General features: G+C 66.5%; 16 protein-coding genes. 13 read left to right on the top strand and 3 right to left on the bottom strand.

The annotated features are described in order from the left end of the window. Positions 1 to 34 precede the first annotated feature (34 nt). The 6 genes from PFY01_RS12520 (at position 35) to PFY01_RS12495 (ending at position 6,202) form a co-directional block, all read left to right on the top strand. Complete coding sequence (locus tag PFY01_RS12520) at positions 35 to 2,740, top strand: transcriptional regulator (protein ID WP_271041518.1); 2,706 nt, start codon at positions 35 to 37, stop codon at positions 2,738 to 2,740. 82 nt (positions 2,741 to 2,822) lie between these two features. Further along, positions 2,823 to 3,494, top strand: a complete 672-nt coding sequence (locus PFY01_RS12515; RefSeq protein ID WP_271041517.1) for a hypothetical protein — start codon at positions 2,823 to 2,825, stop codon at positions 3,492 to 3,494. After that, on the top strand, positions 3,494 to 3,916 hold the full coding sequence (locus PFY01_RS12510; RefSeq protein WP_271041516.1) for a hypothetical protein: 423 nt from the start codon (positions 3,494 to 3,496) through the stop codon (positions 3,914 to 3,916). Before PFY01_RS12515 ends, PFY01_RS12510 begins: the two co-directional genes overlap by 1 nt. A gap of 168 nt (positions 3,917 to 4,084) precedes the next feature. Then, positions 4,085 to 4,582 (top strand): single-stranded DNA-binding protein, encoded by a 498-nt coding sequence (gene ssb / locus PFY01_RS12505; RefSeq protein WP_017504124.1) that lies wholly within the window; start codon positions 4,085 to 4,087, stop codon positions 4,580 to 4,582. Positions 4,583 to 4,700: 118 nt separating this feature from the next. Then, positions 4,701 to 5,639 carry a DMT family transporter gene (locus PFY01_RS12500; protein ID WP_271041515.1) on the top strand — a complete coding sequence of 313 codons (939 nt, stop codon included), beginning with the start codon at positions 4,701 to 4,703 and terminating at the stop codon, positions 5,637 to 5,639. Positions 5,640 to 5,668: 29 nt separating this feature from the next. After that, positions 5,669 to 6,202, top strand: coding sequence for a DUF1003 domain-containing protein (locus PFY01_RS12495; protein WP_271041514.1), 534 nt, complete (start codon positions 5,669 to 5,671; stop codon positions 6,200 to 6,202). A 39-nt stretch (positions 6,203 to 6,241) separates the two neighbouring features. Here PFY01_RS12495 and PFY01_RS12490 read toward each other — a convergent pair whose 3' ends face one another. Further along, positions 6,242 to 6,817 carry a superoxide dismutase family protein gene (locus tag PFY01_RS12490; RefSeq protein ID WP_271041513.1) on the bottom strand — a complete coding sequence of 192 codons (576 nt, stop codon included), beginning with the start codon at positions 6,815 to 6,817 and terminating at the stop codon, positions 6,242 to 6,244. Positions 6,818 to 6,939: 122 nt separating this feature from the next. Here PFY01_RS12490 and gyrA point away from each other — a divergent pair, with 122 nt between their 5' ends. The 5 genes from gyrA to PFY01_RS12465 are packed head-to-tail and all read left to right on the top strand — an operon-like array spanning position 6,940 to position 12,915. After that, the gene (gyrA, locus tag PFY01_RS12485) at positions 6,940 to 9,717 is read left to right on the top strand and encodes a DNA gyrase subunit A (protein ID WP_271041512.1); all 2,778 of its coding nucleotides are present in this window, start codon (positions 6,940 to 6,942) and stop codon (positions 9,715 to 9,717) included. Positions 9,718 to 9,751: 34 nt separating this feature from the next. After that, positions 9,752 to 10,591, top strand: coding sequence for an aminotransferase class IV (locus PFY01_RS12480; RefSeq protein WP_271041511.1), 840 nt, complete (start codon positions 9,752 to 9,754; stop codon positions 10,589 to 10,591). A gap of 53 nt (positions 10,592 to 10,644) precedes the next feature. Further along, a complete protein-coding gene (coaD, locus tag PFY01_RS12475) occupies positions 10,645 to 11,130 on the top strand; it encodes a pantetheine-phosphate adenylyltransferase (protein WP_017504115.1) in 486 nt (161 codons plus the stop codon). 13 nt (positions 11,131 to 11,143) lie between these two features. Further along, positions 11,144 to 12,007, top strand: a complete 864-nt coding sequence (locus PFY01_RS12470; RefSeq protein WP_271041510.1) for a peptidylprolyl isomerase — start codon at positions 11,144 to 11,146, stop codon at positions 12,005 to 12,007. A gap of 26 nt (positions 12,008 to 12,033) precedes the next feature. Beyond that, the gene (locus PFY01_RS12465; RefSeq protein WP_271041509.1) at positions 12,034 to 12,915 is read left to right on the top strand and encodes a peptidylprolyl isomerase; all 882 of its coding nucleotides are present in this window, start codon (positions 12,034 to 12,036) and stop codon (positions 12,913 to 12,915) included. On the opposite strand, the gene PFY01_RS12460 is transcribed toward PFY01_RS12465, so the two are convergent. Beyond that, a complete protein-coding gene (locus PFY01_RS12460; protein WP_271041508.1) occupies positions 12,916 to 14,016 on the bottom strand; it encodes a Ppx/GppA phosphatase family protein in 1,101 nt (366 codons plus the stop codon). A 145-nt stretch (positions 14,017 to 14,161) separates the two neighbouring features. Here PFY01_RS12460 and hspQ point away from each other — a divergent pair, with 145 nt between their 5' ends. Together hspQ and phhA are read left to right on the top strand one after the other, a co-directional pair. Continuing rightward, entirely contained in the window at positions 14,162 to 14,470 is a 309-nt protein-coding gene (hspQ, locus tag PFY01_RS12455) for a heat shock protein HspQ (protein WP_271041507.1), read from the top strand. Positions 14,471 to 14,525: 55 nt separating this feature from the next. Then, the gene (phhA, locus tag PFY01_RS12450) at positions 14,526 to 15,401 is read left to right on the top strand and encodes a phenylalanine 4-monooxygenase (protein ID WP_271041506.1); all 876 of its coding nucleotides are present in this window, start codon (positions 14,526 to 14,528) and stop codon (positions 15,399 to 15,401) included. Positions 15,402 to 15,407: 6 nt separating this feature from the next. Here phhA and PFY01_RS12445 read toward each other — a convergent pair whose 3' ends face one another. Next, positions 15,408 to 16,676, bottom strand: coding sequence for an MFS transporter (locus PFY01_RS12445; protein ID WP_271041505.1), 1,269 nt, complete (start codon positions 16,674 to 16,676; stop codon positions 15,408 to 15,410). Positions 16,677 to 16,685: the final 9 nt, after the last annotated feature.

The following is a 16,685-nucleotide window of genomic DNA, read 5'->3' as shown; positions in this document are numbered from 1 at the left end:
ACGCCCGCCGCACGATAGGGTCGGAGCCGTCTGAATGATCAACAACAGCTATCTGCTGGGTCTTTTTGGAACGACGACGGGGACGTCGTCGTCAGGCGCCGCCACGACCGCCAGCCCGGCCGTCAAAACCAAGAAGACCCAACCGACGGCCCCCTGGTCGTCCACGGCGACACCGGCGAAGGCTAGCGACCTGGTCCGTGCGGCCCTGGGCGGCCGTCGCCTGATCGACGAGGGCAATGTCAGCCTGGATCTGGCCGGCGCTTCCACCGACTACCGCAAGATGTTCGCCCTGTATCAGGGCCTGAACACGCTGGGCGCTTTGGCCGACCGTGCTGGCGTCATGGGGCTGAGCGCGTCGGAAGCGGCCTTGGTGTCCAAGCGCTTCGGCGAAGGCCTGGCCGAATTATCGACCTATCTGAGCACCGCCAGTTTCGAAGACATGCGGTTGGTGCAGGGCGTGGCCCAGACCTCGGTCAAGAGCACCTTTGCGCTGGAACGGGCGCCGACCAGTTTCGTCACCGCCCCCATCCACGACGGCGACCCCACCGCCTCGGTTAAGGCGTTCGAGGGAGACGTGAAGTTCTCCGTGACCGTCAAGACGGCGGCCGGGGAGCAGGCGATCGCCATGGACTTGTCTGAGATGGCGACCGATCGGTCGTTGGCCAATGTTACCGCCTATATGAACGGCAAGCTGGAGGACGCGGGCGTCGCGACTCGCATCAGCGCTCAGTTGATCCCCGCCGAGCCGAAGACGGTCAAAAGCGGGACCAAGACCATCACCCTGCCGGCCGGACCGGATCAGTGGGCGTTGAAGGTCAATGGCGGGACCGGCGAAGCCATCAGCTTCCAGGCCGTCGACACCTCCGACGCTGTCTATGTGACGCAAGGGGTCGGCAAGACCGGCACGGCGGGCCAACTGCTGAAGTTCCAGGCCGACGGCGGCGCGGCGCCGGCCGCCCAGCAGGGCGTCGACGATCCGTTCTGGGGCGAGGGCAGGGTGGGGCACGCCGATCTGCCCGACGGGGTCGCCGCGGTTAAGGCCAGCGCCGTGGCGCCGGATGGCTCCGTTTGGGTCGTCGCCGAACTGACGGCGGGCGACGCCAGTCAACCGATCAAGGGCGCGCGCGATGTCGCCCTGATGAAATACGATTCCGCCGGCAATCTGATGCAGACCAAGCTGCTCGGCGCCGCCTCCAGCGCCAACGGCTTCTCCATTGCCATCGATGATGACGGCCGGGTCGCCCTGGCCGGATCCGTGACCGGGGCGCTTGAGCCCGGCAAGAGCGGCGACAACGCGTCCGTGGCCGACAGTTTCGTCTCTGTCTTCGACAGTTCAGGCCAGGAACTGTGGACCCAGCGTCGCGGGGCTAAGGCGGCCGATGAGGCGACCGAAGTTCGCTTCGGCGCCGACGGCATGGTCTATGTCGCCGGTCGCTCGAAATCGGCCATGCCGGGCAATGCGGCCCTGGGCGGCTGGGATTCCTATCTTCAGGCTTTCCAGGAAAAGCCGATAAAGATCAACGGCCCGGACGTGGGCGTGAACGTCGCGACCGTGCAGTTCGGCACCAGCGGCGACGATTCCGTTCAGGCCATGACGGTGTCAGGAAACGACCTCTATACGGCCGGCGTCGAGAACGGGAAGGCGGTCGTGCGCCGCTTCACCCTGGACGCCGACGGCGTGCCGAGCCTGGCTTCAACGCGTGACCTTGGCTACGCCAGCGGCGCGATCGCCGGCATATCGGTTGAGAACGGCAAGGTCGTGGTGACCGGCCATACTGAAAACACCGACCTCGATATCTCTACGGTGACCAACGCCCATGCCGGCGGCAGCGATGTCTTCATCGCCACCTTGTCGGCGGACCTTCAGGCCTCGGCGAGCGACCAACTGACCTATTTCGGCGGGGCGGGCGCGGACACCGCTGCCGACGTCGCCATCAAGGACGGCAAGGTCTGGATCACCGGCACGAACCGGGCGGAAGGCGCCGGCAAGGACGACCCCACGTCCGGCTATCTGGCCCAGATCGATCTCGCCACGGGCCAGGTCCAATCGAACCGAACCTGGCGTGCGGACGGCGATCAGGCCAAGCCGACCAGCCTGAGCATCGCAGCGGGCGGGGCCAGCGTGCTCGACCGCCTCGGCCTGCCTCAGGGCCAGATCATGCAAGCGGATTCCAAGCTGCTGACCGTCGCCACCTCAGCCCGCGCCGGCGATCAGTTTTCGATCAGCCCTGCGGCCGGCGGCCGCGCCGTCACCGTGACTATCGACGCCAAGGACACGCTGGAAAGCCTGGCCAAGAAGATCAACGCCGCCTCTGGCCGCCAGTTGGAAGCCAAGGTCATCACCGACCTGAAGGCCAAACCCATCGTCCAGCGCCTGGAAATCAAGACGGCGGCCAATAAGGACGGCGCGGTCATCTCCGCCGGAGCGATCGGCAAGGACGCCCTGGGCGCGCTGGGCCTGACGCCTGGCTTCGTCGGTCCGGTGAAGCCGGACAAGGACGCGATCAAGACCTATGGGCTGAACCTGTCGAACAAGCTGAACCTGAACGATCCCGCCGCGATCAAGGCGGCGATCGAATCGCTGGCCCAGGCGATGACGGCGGTCCGGTCCTCCTACCGCTCCCTCGCGCCCTCGACCGGCGGCATAACCAACACCCAGACCGGCAACGGCTCCTCGACCGCCTATCAGCAGACGCAACTGGCGAACTATCAGGCCGCGCTCAGCCGCCTGACGGCCTGATAGGGGTAGTGACGGGGTCAAGGCGGTTGACGCCCGAGGCCGGGTCGGAGTTATTGACCTCCTCATCCGCGAAAGCCCGTTCATGGCCCTTCCGAAAGACAACCGCGTCATCCTGTTGGTCGGCGCCGGCGTAGCGATCGTCATCGCCGTCGTGCTCGCCCTGATCTTTGCGGGCGGCGGCGACAAGACGACGGAAGCGCCGCCGGCGTCCAAGGGCGGGCTGGTGGTCAACCTGGCCGAGGCGCCCACGCTGGAGCCGACGCGGGAACTGCGCTGCTTCGTCGATGGTCAGTTCGTCGGCATGGCGACCTTGGCGGTCTGCGCCCAGCGCAATGGCCTGGCGACGGACGCTCTAGACGTGGGGCTGGACGCCACAGGCGCCTTGGCCGCCGCCCCGACCGCCGCCTTCGCCCCGCCGCCCGAACTGCCCGCGGTCGAGATGGCCCAGACCCCGCCGCCGGCCTCCGTCGAACAGACGCCTGCGCCGCGCCCCACACCCGTGGCCAGCGGCAGCCCCTGCCTGCGCCACACCGGCTCCGATTGGCGCACCCTGTCGCCAAGCATGAGCTTGAACGCGTGCGTTCAAGCGCTTTACGCCGGAACCTGCGTCGGGCCGGGCGACGCCCAATACGGCCGCTGGGGCGATACGACCCTGCGTCTGGTGCCCCGCCGGGTGGAACAGTCGAATGACAACAACCGTTTCAGGACCCTGACCGAGCAGGATCGCAACTGCCAATTCACGGGAATGAACTGATGCGTTTCGTCGCCCTCGCCGCCATCGCCGGGACTGCTCTGCTGGGCGCCTGCTCAAACGAACCCAAGTACGAGTTCGCCGAGGGCGCCTGCTACTTCGTGGCGACGCCGGACAATGCGCCGCCGCGCCTGCAGAAAATTGCCGACAACCAGCCCCAGCTCGAACAATGCGCCGCGCGGCTGGAGGAGATGCGCCTTCGCTTCCTACGCATGGGCGGTTCGAACCAGGAAATCGCCGGCGCCTATCAGGGCCGCTTCATCTTCGTCGACCGCGAAGGGGTCAAGATCGGCAAGAGCCTGACCGGCAGCCGCTTCTTCGCCATGGCCCGCACCGGCGACGGCCGTCTGGCCATCCCCGGCGCCATCCAGCGCGACGAGACGGGTCGTCCCATCGCCATCGCCGCCGACCCCGCTGCGGAGTAGGATTTGCGTGACCAGAACGAAAGTGGAACATTCGGTTAATGCTTATCCACTGATTTAGCGGGTTTGCTGTCGAAAGGGCTGGCGATGAGCCGTCGCCCCGGTCAGACATCGGACTGAATTGACGGGGCGGGCGAAGTCGTCGCCGCCTCACACAAGAAGGAAGTTTCCATGGCGGGCAGCGTCAATAAGGTCATTCTGGTCGGCAATCTGGGTCGCGACCCCGAGATCCGCTCCATGCCCAATGGCGACCGCATCGCCAACCTCTCCATCGCCACCTCGGAGACCTGGCGCGACAAGTCCTCAGGCGAGCGCAAGGAAAAGACCGAGTGGCACCGGGTCGTCATCTTCAACGACAACATCGTCAAGGTGGTCGAGAACTATGTGAAGAAGGGTTCGACCGTCTATATCGAGGGCGCGCTCCAGACCCGCAAATGGACCGACCAGCAGGGCGTCGAAAAGTATTCGACCGAGATCGTCGTCAGCCGCTTCAAGGGTGAATTGACCATGCTGGGCGGCCGCTCGGAAGGCGGCTCGTCGGGCGGTGGTTACGGCGGCGGCGGTGGTCGCGGCGATGACGACTATTCCTCGGGCTTCTCCACCGGCGGCGCCAACAAGCCGAGCGGCCCCAAGGAAAGCTACGATCTGAACGACGACATCCCGTTCTAAGACTGAGTGCCTGGCTTGGCGATCGGTGCGAGCGGTCGCCAAGCCGGATTTCTGAGCGGAAACCTGAGGTCATTCAAAGTGAGCCGACGCGGCAGCCGCGCCGTGCCATAGGGCGGTCATGACCGACGTTCGTTCCGAAGTTGCGCCTGCGCCCGCGCCCCTATCCAAGAGGCCTCACGCCCTGACAGGGCTGGAGATCGCCGCCATTGTGGCGATCATCGTGGTGTGGGGCGTCAACAACGCCGGGGCCAAGCTGGCGACGCAGGAGTTGTCGCCGCTGCTGGTCGGCGCCATCCGGTTCGGCATCGCCACTGCCTGTCTGATCGCCTTCGTGCGGCCGCCGTTCCCGGACTGGAAGAGCCTGATGCTGATCGTCATCATCGGCGGGCCGATCCAGTACGGCCTGGCCTACACCGCCTACTGGCTGGCGACAGACGTCAGCCCGGTGACCGTGGCCAACCAGTTGTGGATCCCCTTCACCACCCTGTTCGCCTTCCTGATCCTGGGCGAGCGGCTGTCCAAGGCGGCCTTGGTCGGCATGGGCGTGGCCTTTGTCGGCGTGGCTTGGATGACGCTGGACGCCCATGCGCTGCAGGACTGGAAGGCCATTCTGGTCGCCATCGCGGCCGGCGCCGCCTGGGGCGTGACCACGGTGGTCGCGCGTCGCACCACCTCCATCCCGCCACTGAAGATGCAGGGTCTGCTGGCGCTGGGGGCCTTTCCCGTCATGGCCTTCGGCTCGGCGGTGTTCGAGCATGGCCAGTGGGAGGCGGTGAAGCGCGCCACGCCCATGGTCTGGGCCTCATTGCTGTGGGCGGGCGTCGTATCGTCCGTGCTGGCGACGACCCTGCTGTTTTGGTTGGTCCAGCGGCGCGAGGCGGGGCGGGTGACGCCCTATCTCCTGGTCACGCCGGTGGTGTCGATGTTCATCGGCTGGAGCTTCATGGGCGACATCCTGACGCCGCAGATTCTGACGGGATCGGCCATCACCATGGGCGGGGTGGCCCTGGTGGCCCTGGCCGAACGGGGCTTGCGTGCGGGGGCCGCCAAGGCTTGATCTGTTCCTGATCGTATCAGGAGCCCGTCATGCACCACGCCCCCCTCGACGCCGACCACGTTTCCCGCCGCTGGCTGGGCAAGGCGAAGCACGATCTTCCGGCGAACGAAGCCGTCGTCGTTCAGAGCACCGCCGATCGTCGCCCTGTGTCCGAAGACATCAACGAGACCTTCGACGACCGCCAAACCTTTGGAGAGCGGCTGGCCGATCGGGTTGCGGCGTTCGGCGGTTCGTGGCCGTTCATCATCGCGTTCGGCGTCTTCCTGGCGATCTGGACCGGGCTGAACCTGCTGCTGCGCAAGGAAGCTTTCGACCCCTATCCCTTCATCTTCCTGAACCTGGTCTTGTCGATGCTGGCGGCGATCCAGGCGCCGGTCATCATGATGAGCCAGAACCGCCAGGCGTCAAAGGATCGGCTGGACGCGGGCAATGACTATCAGGTCAATCTGAAGGCCGAGATCGAGATAATGGCCCTGCTGGAAAAGGTCGAACACCTGACCGCACGGCAAGAGGAGCAGACCGAACTGATCCGCCATCTGCTCGCGCAAAAAGAGACCCGCTGAACGCTGTCCAGCGGGCCACTTTCCGTTTCGGAGAGAAGATCAGCTAGCGCTGAGCGCCGCGCAGGCCACCCGGTCGCCCGCGCCGCCGATGGGCTGGGTCGAATGGTCGTCTGGGTTGGCGTGGATGATGATGGCCGAGCCGTCGCCGTCCCACAGCCATTGGCCGGGGCCTTCGGACGAGATCCGGGCGCGGGTCGTGAACAGTTCGGTGTTCACCTTGCCGTCCGCACCGGCCCAGACGTTGGGCAGGTCGCCGTCGTCCGGCCCGGAAGCGTTCAGCAGGCCGTGCGGAGCCTTGGGCTCGCCGTGGTTGATGTGGGCCCCGGACGAGGTGAAGGGCGCGGCGCATTCGCCGGTCGCATGGATGTGGATGCCGTGCCAGCCGGGCGTCAGGCCCGAAGCCTCAATCTTCATCAGCAGGCCGGTCGGCCCCTGACGCAGGTCGACGCGGCCGATATTGGCGCCCGAGGCGTTGATCAGAACGGCCTGTCCCGTCGCGCCGACGGGCGCGCGTTCGACGGCCGCCTGGGGCGCGTTTCCGGTCGCGGCGCAGGCGGTGGTCAGGGCCAAGGGGGAGGCCAGGAGAAGGGCGGCGGCGAGGCGGGTGGCGCGCATGTCGAAAGTCCTTTCAGAGACGGGCTTTCACGGCGACGTCGCTTTGCCACCGAGGCCCTGGAATGCTAGAAATCGTCACAGCGGATCACGTTCCGATTCCGGCCGCATAAAGCCACGCTTCATTGACCGACGACAGCTACGAAAACGCCGCATCTCCGATCGTTCCGGGAGGCGGCGGCTCCGACATTTCCACGATCACGATCGAGGACGAACTGAAGCGTTCGTACCTCGACTACGCCATGAGCGTGATCGTCTCGCGCGCGCTTCCTGACGCCCGGGACGGGCTGAAACCGGTTCACCGTCGCATCCTGTATTCGATGCACGATCTGAACATGACGCCTGAGCGCAGCTATTCGAAATGCGCTCGTGTGGTCGGTGACGTGCTGGGCCGGTTCCACCCCCATGGCGACGCCTCGGTCTATATGGCCCTTGTGCGGATGGCGCAGCCGTTCTCGATGGGGCTGATGCTGGTCGACGGCCAGGGCAACTTCGGTTCGGTCGACGGCGATATGCCCGCCTCGATGCGTTACACCGAAGCCCGGATGGCCCCGGCCGCCGTCGCCCTGATGGCCGACATCGACAAGGACACGGTCGATTTCCAGCCGAACTACGACGAGAAGGAGCTGGAGCCGGTCGTTCTGCCGAGCCGGATTCCCAATCTGCTGGTCAACGGCGCGGGCGGCATCGCCGTCGGCATGGCGACCAACATTCCGCCGCACAATCTGGGCGAGGTCGTCGATGCGGCCCTGGCCCTGCTGGATGATCCGAACGTCACCGACGACGCCCTGCTGGACATCGTGCCCGGCCCGGACTTCCCGACCGGCGGCGAGATCATGGGCCGTACCGCGCCGCGCAACGCCCTGCGCGACGGTCGTGGCTCGGTCGTCGTGCGCGGCCGCGCCTCGGTGGAGGAGATCCGCAAGGACCGCGAGGCCATCGTCGTCACCGAACTGCCCTATCAGGTCAACAAACAGACCCTGATCGAACGCATCGCCGAAATGGTGCGCGAGAAGCGGCTGGAAGGTATTTCCGACGTTCGCGACGAATCCGACCGCCAAGGCATGCGGATCGTGATCGAGCTGAAGCGCGACGCGTCCGGCGACGTGATCCTGAACCAGCTGTGGCGCTATACAGCCATGCAGAGCTCGTTCGGCGTCAACATGCTGGCGCTGAACCACGGCCGACCCGAGCAGATGGGCCTGCGCCAACTGCTGCAGATCTTCCTCGACTTCCGCGAGGAAGTCGTCGTTCGCCGCGTCAAGTTCGAGCTGAACAAGGCCCGCGACCGTGGCCACGTCCTGGTCGGTCTGGCCGTCGCCGTGGCCAATATCGACGAGGTGATCCACATCATCCGCTCCTCGGCCGATCCGACCGAGGCGCGCGAGCGGCTGCAGGCCAAGGCCTGGCCCGTGGGCGACATGATGGCCCTGGTCGAGCTGATCGCCGACCCGCGCACTGTCATCGTCGAGGGCGACAAGATCCGTCTGACCGACGAACAGGCCCGGGCCATCCTGGCTCTGACCCTGTCGCGCCTGACGGGGCTCGGCCGCGACGACATCTTCGGCGAGGCGCACGGCCTGGCCGACACTATCCAGGGCCACCTGACCATTCTGTCGGACCGCAAGAACGTCCTGGCCATCATCCGCGATGACCTGATCGACGTGAAGGACCGGTTCGCCGTTCCGCGCCGTACCCTGATCGGGGAAGGCGACGGCGAGATGGAGGACGAGGACCTGATCCCGCGCGAGGACATGGTCGTCACCGTCACCCACGGCGGCTACGTCAAGCGCGTGGCCTTGAACGCCTATCGGACCCAGCATCGCGGCGGCAAGGGCCGCAGCGGCATGTCGATGAAGGACGAGGACGCCATCACAGGCGTGTTCAGCGCCTCGACCCACACGCCGGTCCTGTTCTTCGCCACCAACGGCAAGGCCTACAAGCTCAAGACCTGGCGCCTGCCGCTGGGCAATCCGCAATCGCGGGGCAAGGCCTTCGTCAATCTGCTGCCCATCGAGCCGGGCGACAGCATCATGAACGTTCTGCCTCTGCCTGAGGACGAGACGACCTGGGGCGACTACGACATCATGTTCGCCACCAGCTCGGGCGACGTGCGGCGCAACAAGCTGTCGGACTTCGCCACCGTGAACCGCGCCGGCAAGATCGCCATGAAGCTGGAAGGCTCTGACCGCATGGTCGGCGTCGGCCTGTGCACGGCGGACGACGACGTGCTGCTGACCACGGCGCTGGGCCGCGCGATCCGGTTCAAGGCCGACGACGTGCGCGTGTTCAAGGGGCGGGATTCGACCGGCGTCCGGGGCGTGAGGCTGCAGGACGGCGACGAGGTCATCTCCATGGCCATCCTGGGCCGTGTGGACGCGACGCCGGAAGAACGCGCCGCCTACGTCAAACACGCCAACGCGATGCGCAAGGCCTTGGCCGGCGCGGAAGCGGAAGAGGATGCCGCAGCCCCAGTCGAGGCCGAAGACGAGGTCGCGGATGCGGCTCTGACGGTCGAGCGGATCGCCGAACTGGGCGCCGCCGAACAGTTCATCCTGACGGTCACTGAAACCGGCTTCGGCAAACGATCCTCGGCCTACGAATACCGCCGCACCGGTCGTGGCGGTCAGGGTCTGACGGCCCACGGCCTGGGCGGTCGCGCCGGCACGCGTCTGGCGGCGGCCTTCCCGGTCGAGGAGACGGACGACCTTCTGCTGGTCACCTCGGGCGGTCAGATGATCCGCACGCGCATCGATCAGGTCCGCATCGTCGGCCGCTCCAGCCAGGGCGTCACCATCTTCCGCACCGGCAAGGACGAGAAGGTCGTCTCGGTTGAACGTCTGCCGGAAAGCGGCGGCGCAGATGATGCCGATGTCGGCGGAGAAGACGGCGGCGAGGTCTGATCCGCCTCCGCCCAGCGGGAGAGGGGAGGGTCGTTTGAGCGCGACGTTTCTGATCGACGGCCTTCCCGCCACGCCTGACGACCTGGCGCACCAGGCCTTGGTCAACTACGGCGCCTACACCTCCTTCCGCGTCGAGGACGGCGCCGCGCGCGGCCTCGACCTCCACCTCGCGCGTCTGGAGCAGGCCGCCGTCGAACTGTTCGGCGAAAGCCCCGGCGAGGCAGAGTTTCGGCGTCTGATGGCGCTGGCCGTCGCCGGTCATGATGCCTGCTGGCTGCGCGTCAACCTGTTCTCGCCCGACATCGGCCATCGCAACCCGACCTATGTCGGCCGACCGAAGGTGATGACCAGTGTCTCCCCTGCGCCACCGCCGCTGGCGAACCGGGTGCGGATTACCGCTATGCCCTATGAGCGCGAGGCGCCGCATCTGAAGCATCTCGCCACCTTCGGCCTGATTCGCGCGCGCCGCGCCGCGCGCGCCGCCGGGTTTGACGACGCCCTGTTTGTGGATGGTGAAGGGCGGGTGTCAGAGGGCACGCTGTGGAACATCGGCTTCGTCCAAGGCGACCGGATCGTCTGGCCCCAGGCCCCGATGCTGGCGGGCGTGACCCAGGCCATGATCACGCGCGGGCTGCCCGAGGTCGGGCTGACCAGTGAAACGCGACCGATCCGTCTCGATGAGATCGGCGCCTTCGACGGCGCTTTCCTGTGCAACAGCGCCACGCCCGTCTGTCCGATCACCGCCATCGACGATGTCGCCTTCGCCAATGATCCGGTCCTGCTCGCCAAGGTCGAAGCGGCCGGGAGCGCCCAGGCGCCCCAGCCCATCGCGGATCGTGACGATGACGATGGCGTCAGCCGGCTAGGCCGCTGATTTCGCACCTGCTAAACGACGCTGACGCCACGCGACAGGCCGGGGAGACACGCATGCGCATCGGACTTTATCCGGGCACCTTCGACCCGGTGACGAACGGGCATACCGACATCATCAAGCGCGCGCTGAAGCTGGTGGACCGACTGGTCATCGGCGTGGCCCAGAACGATGACAAGGGGCCGCTGTTCTCCACCGCCGAACGGGTCGAGATGCTGAAGGCCGAGATGGCGCCCCTCGGCGGCGACATCGTGGTCCAGCCGTTTTCGACACTGCTGATGCATTTCGCCGAAGAGCTGGACGCCAGCGTCATCATCCGGGGTCTGCGCGCCGTCGCCGACTTTGAATACGAGTTCCAGATGACGGCCATGAACCAGCGCCTCAATCAGGACATCGAGACCGTATTCCTGATGGCCGATCCGCGCCATCAGGCCATCGCCTCGCGGCTCGTCAAAGAGATCGCCCGGCTGGACGGCGCGATCGACAGTTTCGTCAGCCCCGCCATCGCCGAGCGCGTGCGGGCCAAGGTCAAGAACGGTTAGGGTAGACAAGACCATGCGTAAGGCCATCATCGCAGCGACCCTCGCGGCTCTTTTCGCGGCTGGAGCAGCCCAGGCCCCCGCTGTGGCGCAAACGGCGCCGGCGGCGTCCGACTGGCGCGCCATCGCGCCGGAAAACCTGCTCGTTATCGATACGTCGAAGGGCCGGGTGCTGGTCGAACTGATCCCCGTCGCCGCGCCCAACCATGCGGAACGCATCCGGACCCTGGCCAACCAGGGCTTCTACGATGGTCTGAAGTTCCATCGCGTCATCCCTGATTTCATGGCGCAAACCGGCGATCCGAAGGGCACGGGTGAGGGCGGCAGCGAGTTGCCGGACCTGAAGGCCGAGTTCAGCTTCCGTCGTGGACGCGACGCCGGCTTTGTCGCCGTTCCCAGCGTGGGCGCGGGCGTGCGCGGTCTGGTCGGTGATCTGCCGGTCCAGACCCAACCCGACGCCCAGATGATGGTCACCGCCGACTTCAAGGTCGACGCCCACGGCCTGTTCTGCCCCGGCGTGCTGGGCATGGCCCGCTCGGGTTCGCCAGACAGCGCCAACAGCCAATTCTTCCTGATGATGGGCGCGCGAGAACAGTTGGACGGTATCTATACTGCCTTCGGTCGCGTGGTGTCCGGCCTGGACGTGATCGGCAAGCTGAAAAAGGGTTCTGACGCCGAGGACGGCAAGGTGACCGATCCCGACACCATGACCCGCGTCCGCATGGCCTCGGCCCTGCCCGAAGCCGAGCGTCCGACGGTGCGCGTGTTGAACGCCGGCAGCGCCGCCTTCGCCGAACGGATCGCTGCGGCGCGCGCCGCGCGCGGCGCGGCCTTTAGCGTCTGCGATGTTCAACCAGTCGCCGAAGTGACGGGTGGCTGAGGCTTTCGCAGACGGGGGAGGGGACGATGACGATACGAACGATGGCGATGGCGATGGCCGCGGCCGTGCTGGCTGCGACGGCGGGCGCCGCCCTGGCGCAAGACGCGACCGCCGTTCCCGCGCCTCCGCCGCCGCCCGGTGAATGGAGGACCATCGCGCCCGAGAACCTGCTGGTCATCGACACCAATAAGGGGCGGGTTCTGGTTGAACTGACGCCCGAGATCGCGCCCGCCCATGTCGAACGCATCAAGCTACTTGCGTCGCGCGGCTTCTTCGACAACCTGGTCTGGCACCGGGTGATCGACTGGTTCATGGCCCAGACCGGCGATCCGCTGGGCACGGGCGAGGGGCAGAGCTGGTATCCCGACCTGAAAGCCGAGTTCACCTTCCGCCGTGGCGCGGACATGGCCTTCACTCCGGTGGCGGCCCCGGTCGGCGCCCTGGTCGGCTTTGTCGATTCCATCCCGGTCCAGACCCAGCCTGACGCCCTGATGTCCGGCACCAGCGACAAGAAGGTCCACGGTTGGGCCCTGTATTGCCCGGGCGTCGCGGGCATGGCGCGTGACGAGGGCAATGACACCGCCAACAGCCAGTTCTTCCTGATGCGTCAGGCCTATCCGGCCCTGGACAAGCGCTACACCGTCTGGGGCCGGGTCGTGTCCGGCCTGGACGTCGTGCGAGCGCTGAAGGCCAGCGACACGCCGGATGGTCTGGTCCAGGGACCGGATCAGATGACCCGCGTTCGCGTGGCGTCGGATCTGCCCGCAGCCGAACGTCCGACGGCCGCCGTGCTCAACACCAACTCCGCCACCTTCCAGACCCTGGCGCAGCAGGCGCGTCAGGCGCGTGGCGCGGATTTCTCGGTCTGCGATATCGAACTGCCGGTGCGCGTCACGCCCGCCGCCTGATCAGGCGGCGGAGGCCGGCCGCCCTCGTCCGCGCCGACGACGCCGTCCCCTCGGCGGCTTCTTGTCTTCGCGCATCCGTTGCAGCAGCAGGCCTTCGCGCAGGCCTCGATCCGCGACCCGCACCCGTTGCGACGGCCAAGCCCTTTGGACCGCCTCCAGGATCGCGGCGCCCGCCAAAACGAGGTCCGCCCGATCGGGACCGATGCAGGCCTCGCGCGCCCGGCCGTCCGGCCCCAATGCCTTCAGGCGATCCGCCGCCGCCTCGCAGTCCGCGCGCGTCATCCACAAGCCATCGACGCGGTCGCGATTGTAGCGCGACAGATTCAGGTGAATGCCCGCCAGACTGGTGATCGCACCCGAGGTGCCGACCAGATGCGCCCGGTTCTGCCGGAACAGGTCCAGCATCGGTTCATCGACGATCCCGCCCGCTGCAATGGCCGCGCCCATGTCGGCGACCATCGCCTCGTACCAATCCCCGCCGGAGTTCGGGGGCTCGGGATGCCGCTCGGCCAGGGTCACGACCCCCACCGGCGCCGACATCCAGGCGGTGGTCGTCCAGTCGGTCCCGCTGCGCTTCAGCCACGACATCTCGGTCGAGCCCCCCCCGACATCGATGACCAGCACCGCCTCGGCCTTGGGGTCGATCAGGTTCAGGCATCCCTCGACCGCCAGCCGCGCCTCTTCGGCGGGATCGATGATCCGCAGGCGCAGGCCCGTGCCCTTGCGTACACGGTCTATGAAGTCGGCGCCGTTCTCGGCCGCGCGGCAGGCCTGTGTGGCGACGGCGCTCAGTCGCGCCGAGTCGACGCCCTTCCTGACGATCCGCTCGGCGCACAGGGCCAGGGCGTCATAGGCCCGGTCCATGGCGCGCGGGTCCAGAAGGCCCGTCCGCGACAGCCCTTCGCCCAGCCGCACGATGCGGCTAAAGCTGTCGACCACGCGAAAGCCTTCGCGTGACGGCCGCGCGATCAGCAGCCGGCAATTGTTGGTCCCCAGATCGAGCGCGCCATACAGCGGCGCATCTCGACCCGACGCATCCCGCGAACGGGGAGGCTGGGACCGCTCGTCGCGCCGTCGGGGCGCGCCGTGGGTCTCCGGCATGGGCCGTCATCCGTTGTGGGCGGTCCAAAGCGGCGCCCGTCTTGGTCAGCCTAACCCGTCAAGATCGTCCGCGCCAAGCCATTCTGTCAGGAAGATGAACAGACCGGCAGGCATTAGGGTCATGCGCTGAATCGTATGACGTGCGATGACCCGCATTCAGACCGCACGTTTCGCCATCGGCCAGATTGTCCGCCACTGCGACGACGCCTTTCGTGGCGTCGTAATGGATGTCGATCACGCCTATGAGGGACCGGCCGGTGAAAGCGGCCTGGTCAGACCGGACCAGCCCTTCTACCGCGTCTTCGCCCTGGGCGAGGATGGCGGCTTTGTCGCCTACGCCGCCGAGGGCGCTCTGGAAGACGGCGATTCCGTCCTGCTGCCCGATGACGCCGAGCGGTGGTTCACCACCGACGGCATGGGCCACCACGCTCCGCTGCACGAACGTCTTCACTGACGGTTGGAAGCCATGGCGGCTCCGGGCTAGGATGACGGCAAAAGAGGAATACGCCATGTCCGACTTCGAACACGTCTTCGAAAAGCCGCCCGAGGGCGCGGCCGCCGACTGGACCATTCCCCAGAACTGGGCCGCCTATACCGAAGTCGAGCACCAGACCTGGGAAACGCTTTACGCCCGGCAGATGAAGATCCTGCCCGGTCGCGCCTGCGACGCCTTCATGCGGGGACTGGACGCGCTGGATTTGAACGCCGGCGGCATTCCCGACTTCGACGTGATCAATCCCAAGCTTCAGGCCCTGACGGGCTGGACCGTCGTCTGCGTGCCCGGGCTGGTGCCGGACGAGGTCTTCTTCGACCATCTGGCCAATCGCCGCTTCGTCTCGGGCCAGTTTATCCGCAAACCCGACCAGCTGGATTACCTCCAGGAGCCCGACATCTTCCACGACGTCTTCGGCCATGTGCCGATGCTGACCGACCCCGATTTCGCCGCCTATATGGAGGCCTATGGCAAGGGCGGACAGCGGGCGGCCGGCCTGGGCATGCTGCCGAACCTGGCGCGCCTGTACTGGTACACGGTCGAGTTCGGCCTGATGAAGGAGGCGGACGGCCTTCGCATCTACGGCGCCGGCATCGTCTCCTCGGCGACCGAGAGCGTCTTTGCCCTGGACGATCCGTCGCCCAACCGCCTGGGGTTCGACCTTGAGCGGGTGATGCGGACGCTCTACCGGATCGACGATTTCCAGCAGGTCTATTTCGTCATCGACAGCCTGGAAGCCCTGAAGGACGAGACGCTCAAGGACTTCGGGCCGGTCTATGCGGCGCTGAAAGGCAAGGACGACCTCGCCATCGAAACCGTCCTGCCGACCGACCAGCTCTTCACCCGCGGCACCCAGGCCTACGCCCAGCGCGGCGGGCGGTTCGCGGCCTGATCGGCGTTAGGTGTGCGTGATCAGACTGTTGTGCTTGGTGTCGCGCATGCGGATGAAGGTCAGCAGCGACAGCCCGATCATCCCGGTCACGTACCAGAAGAAGACGCTCTCGACGCCCGCGCCCTTAAGCCACAGCGCCACATATTCCGCCGTGCCTCCGAACACCGCATTGGCGATGGCGTAAGGCAGAGCGACGCCGAGGGCGCGGATGTGGGCGGGGAACAGCTCGGCCTTCACCACCGCATTGATCGCGGTGTAGCCCGACACGATAACCAGCCCAGCCAGCGCCAGGAGGAAGGCGATGAAAGGGCTCTCGACCGTCGATAGGGTTGTCATGATCGGCACGGTGCACAACACCCCGAGCACCCCGAAAGCGATCATCACGGGACGCCGTCCCACCCTGTCCGAAAGCGCGCCGACCGCCGGCTGAAGCAGCATGAAGATGAACAAGGCCGCCGCGCTGATTTCAGTCGCCGTGTTCTTGGAGAACCCGCTCGTGTTGACCAGAAACTTCTGGAGGTAGGTCGTGTAGGTGTAGAAGGCCAAGGTGCCGCCGGCCGTCAGGCCCAGCACCATCAACGCCTCTTTCGGGTGTTTCAGGATCAACTGCAAAGCGCTGGATTTCGGGGCGTCCTTGGCCTCGGTCGCCTTATGCGTCTCGTCCAGCCGGCGACGCAGCCAGAAGACGACGACCGCCAGGCCCGCGCCGACGAAGAAGGGAATGCGCCAGCCCCACGAGGCCAGCGCCGTCTCGCTCAGCGTGTTCTGCAGCACGATCAACAGCACCAGGGCGATCAATTGACCCGAGATCAGGGTGACGTACTGGAAGCTGGACCAGAAGCCTCGGCGATGCGGCTCGGCCATTTCGGACAGATAGGTGGCGCTGGATCCGTATTCTCCGCCGACGCTCAGCCCCTGTAATAGCCGCGCGAACAGCAGCAGCGCCGGCGCCGCCAGGCCGATCGTGGCATAGCCGGGCGTCACGCCGATGATCAGCGAACCGGTGCACATCAGGGTCACCGAGAGGGTCAACCCCGCCTTGCGACCTTTGCGGTCGGCATAGACCCCCATAATCCATGCCCCGATAGGCCGCATCAAGAAGCCCACCGCAAAGACGGCGGCGGCGCTCAGCAGTTGCGCCGTCGGGTCTTCGCTGGGGAAGAAGACGGGGGCGAAATACAGGGTGAAGGCCGCATAGGCGTACCAGTCAAACCACTCCACCAGATTGCCGGCCGATCCGCCGACGATATTTCTCAATCGGCGGGCGGGGCTCATGGGCGCTGC

Origin of the sequence: Brevundimonas vesicularis (assembly GCF_027886425.1) — a bacterium.
Classification (GTDB): Bacteria; Pseudomonadota; Alphaproteobacteria; order Caulobacterales; family Caulobacteraceae; genus Brevundimonas; species Brevundimonas vesicularis_C.
Note: the sequence above shows the minus strand (reverse complement) of the source record. Positions and strands in the feature narration are given on the sequence as shown.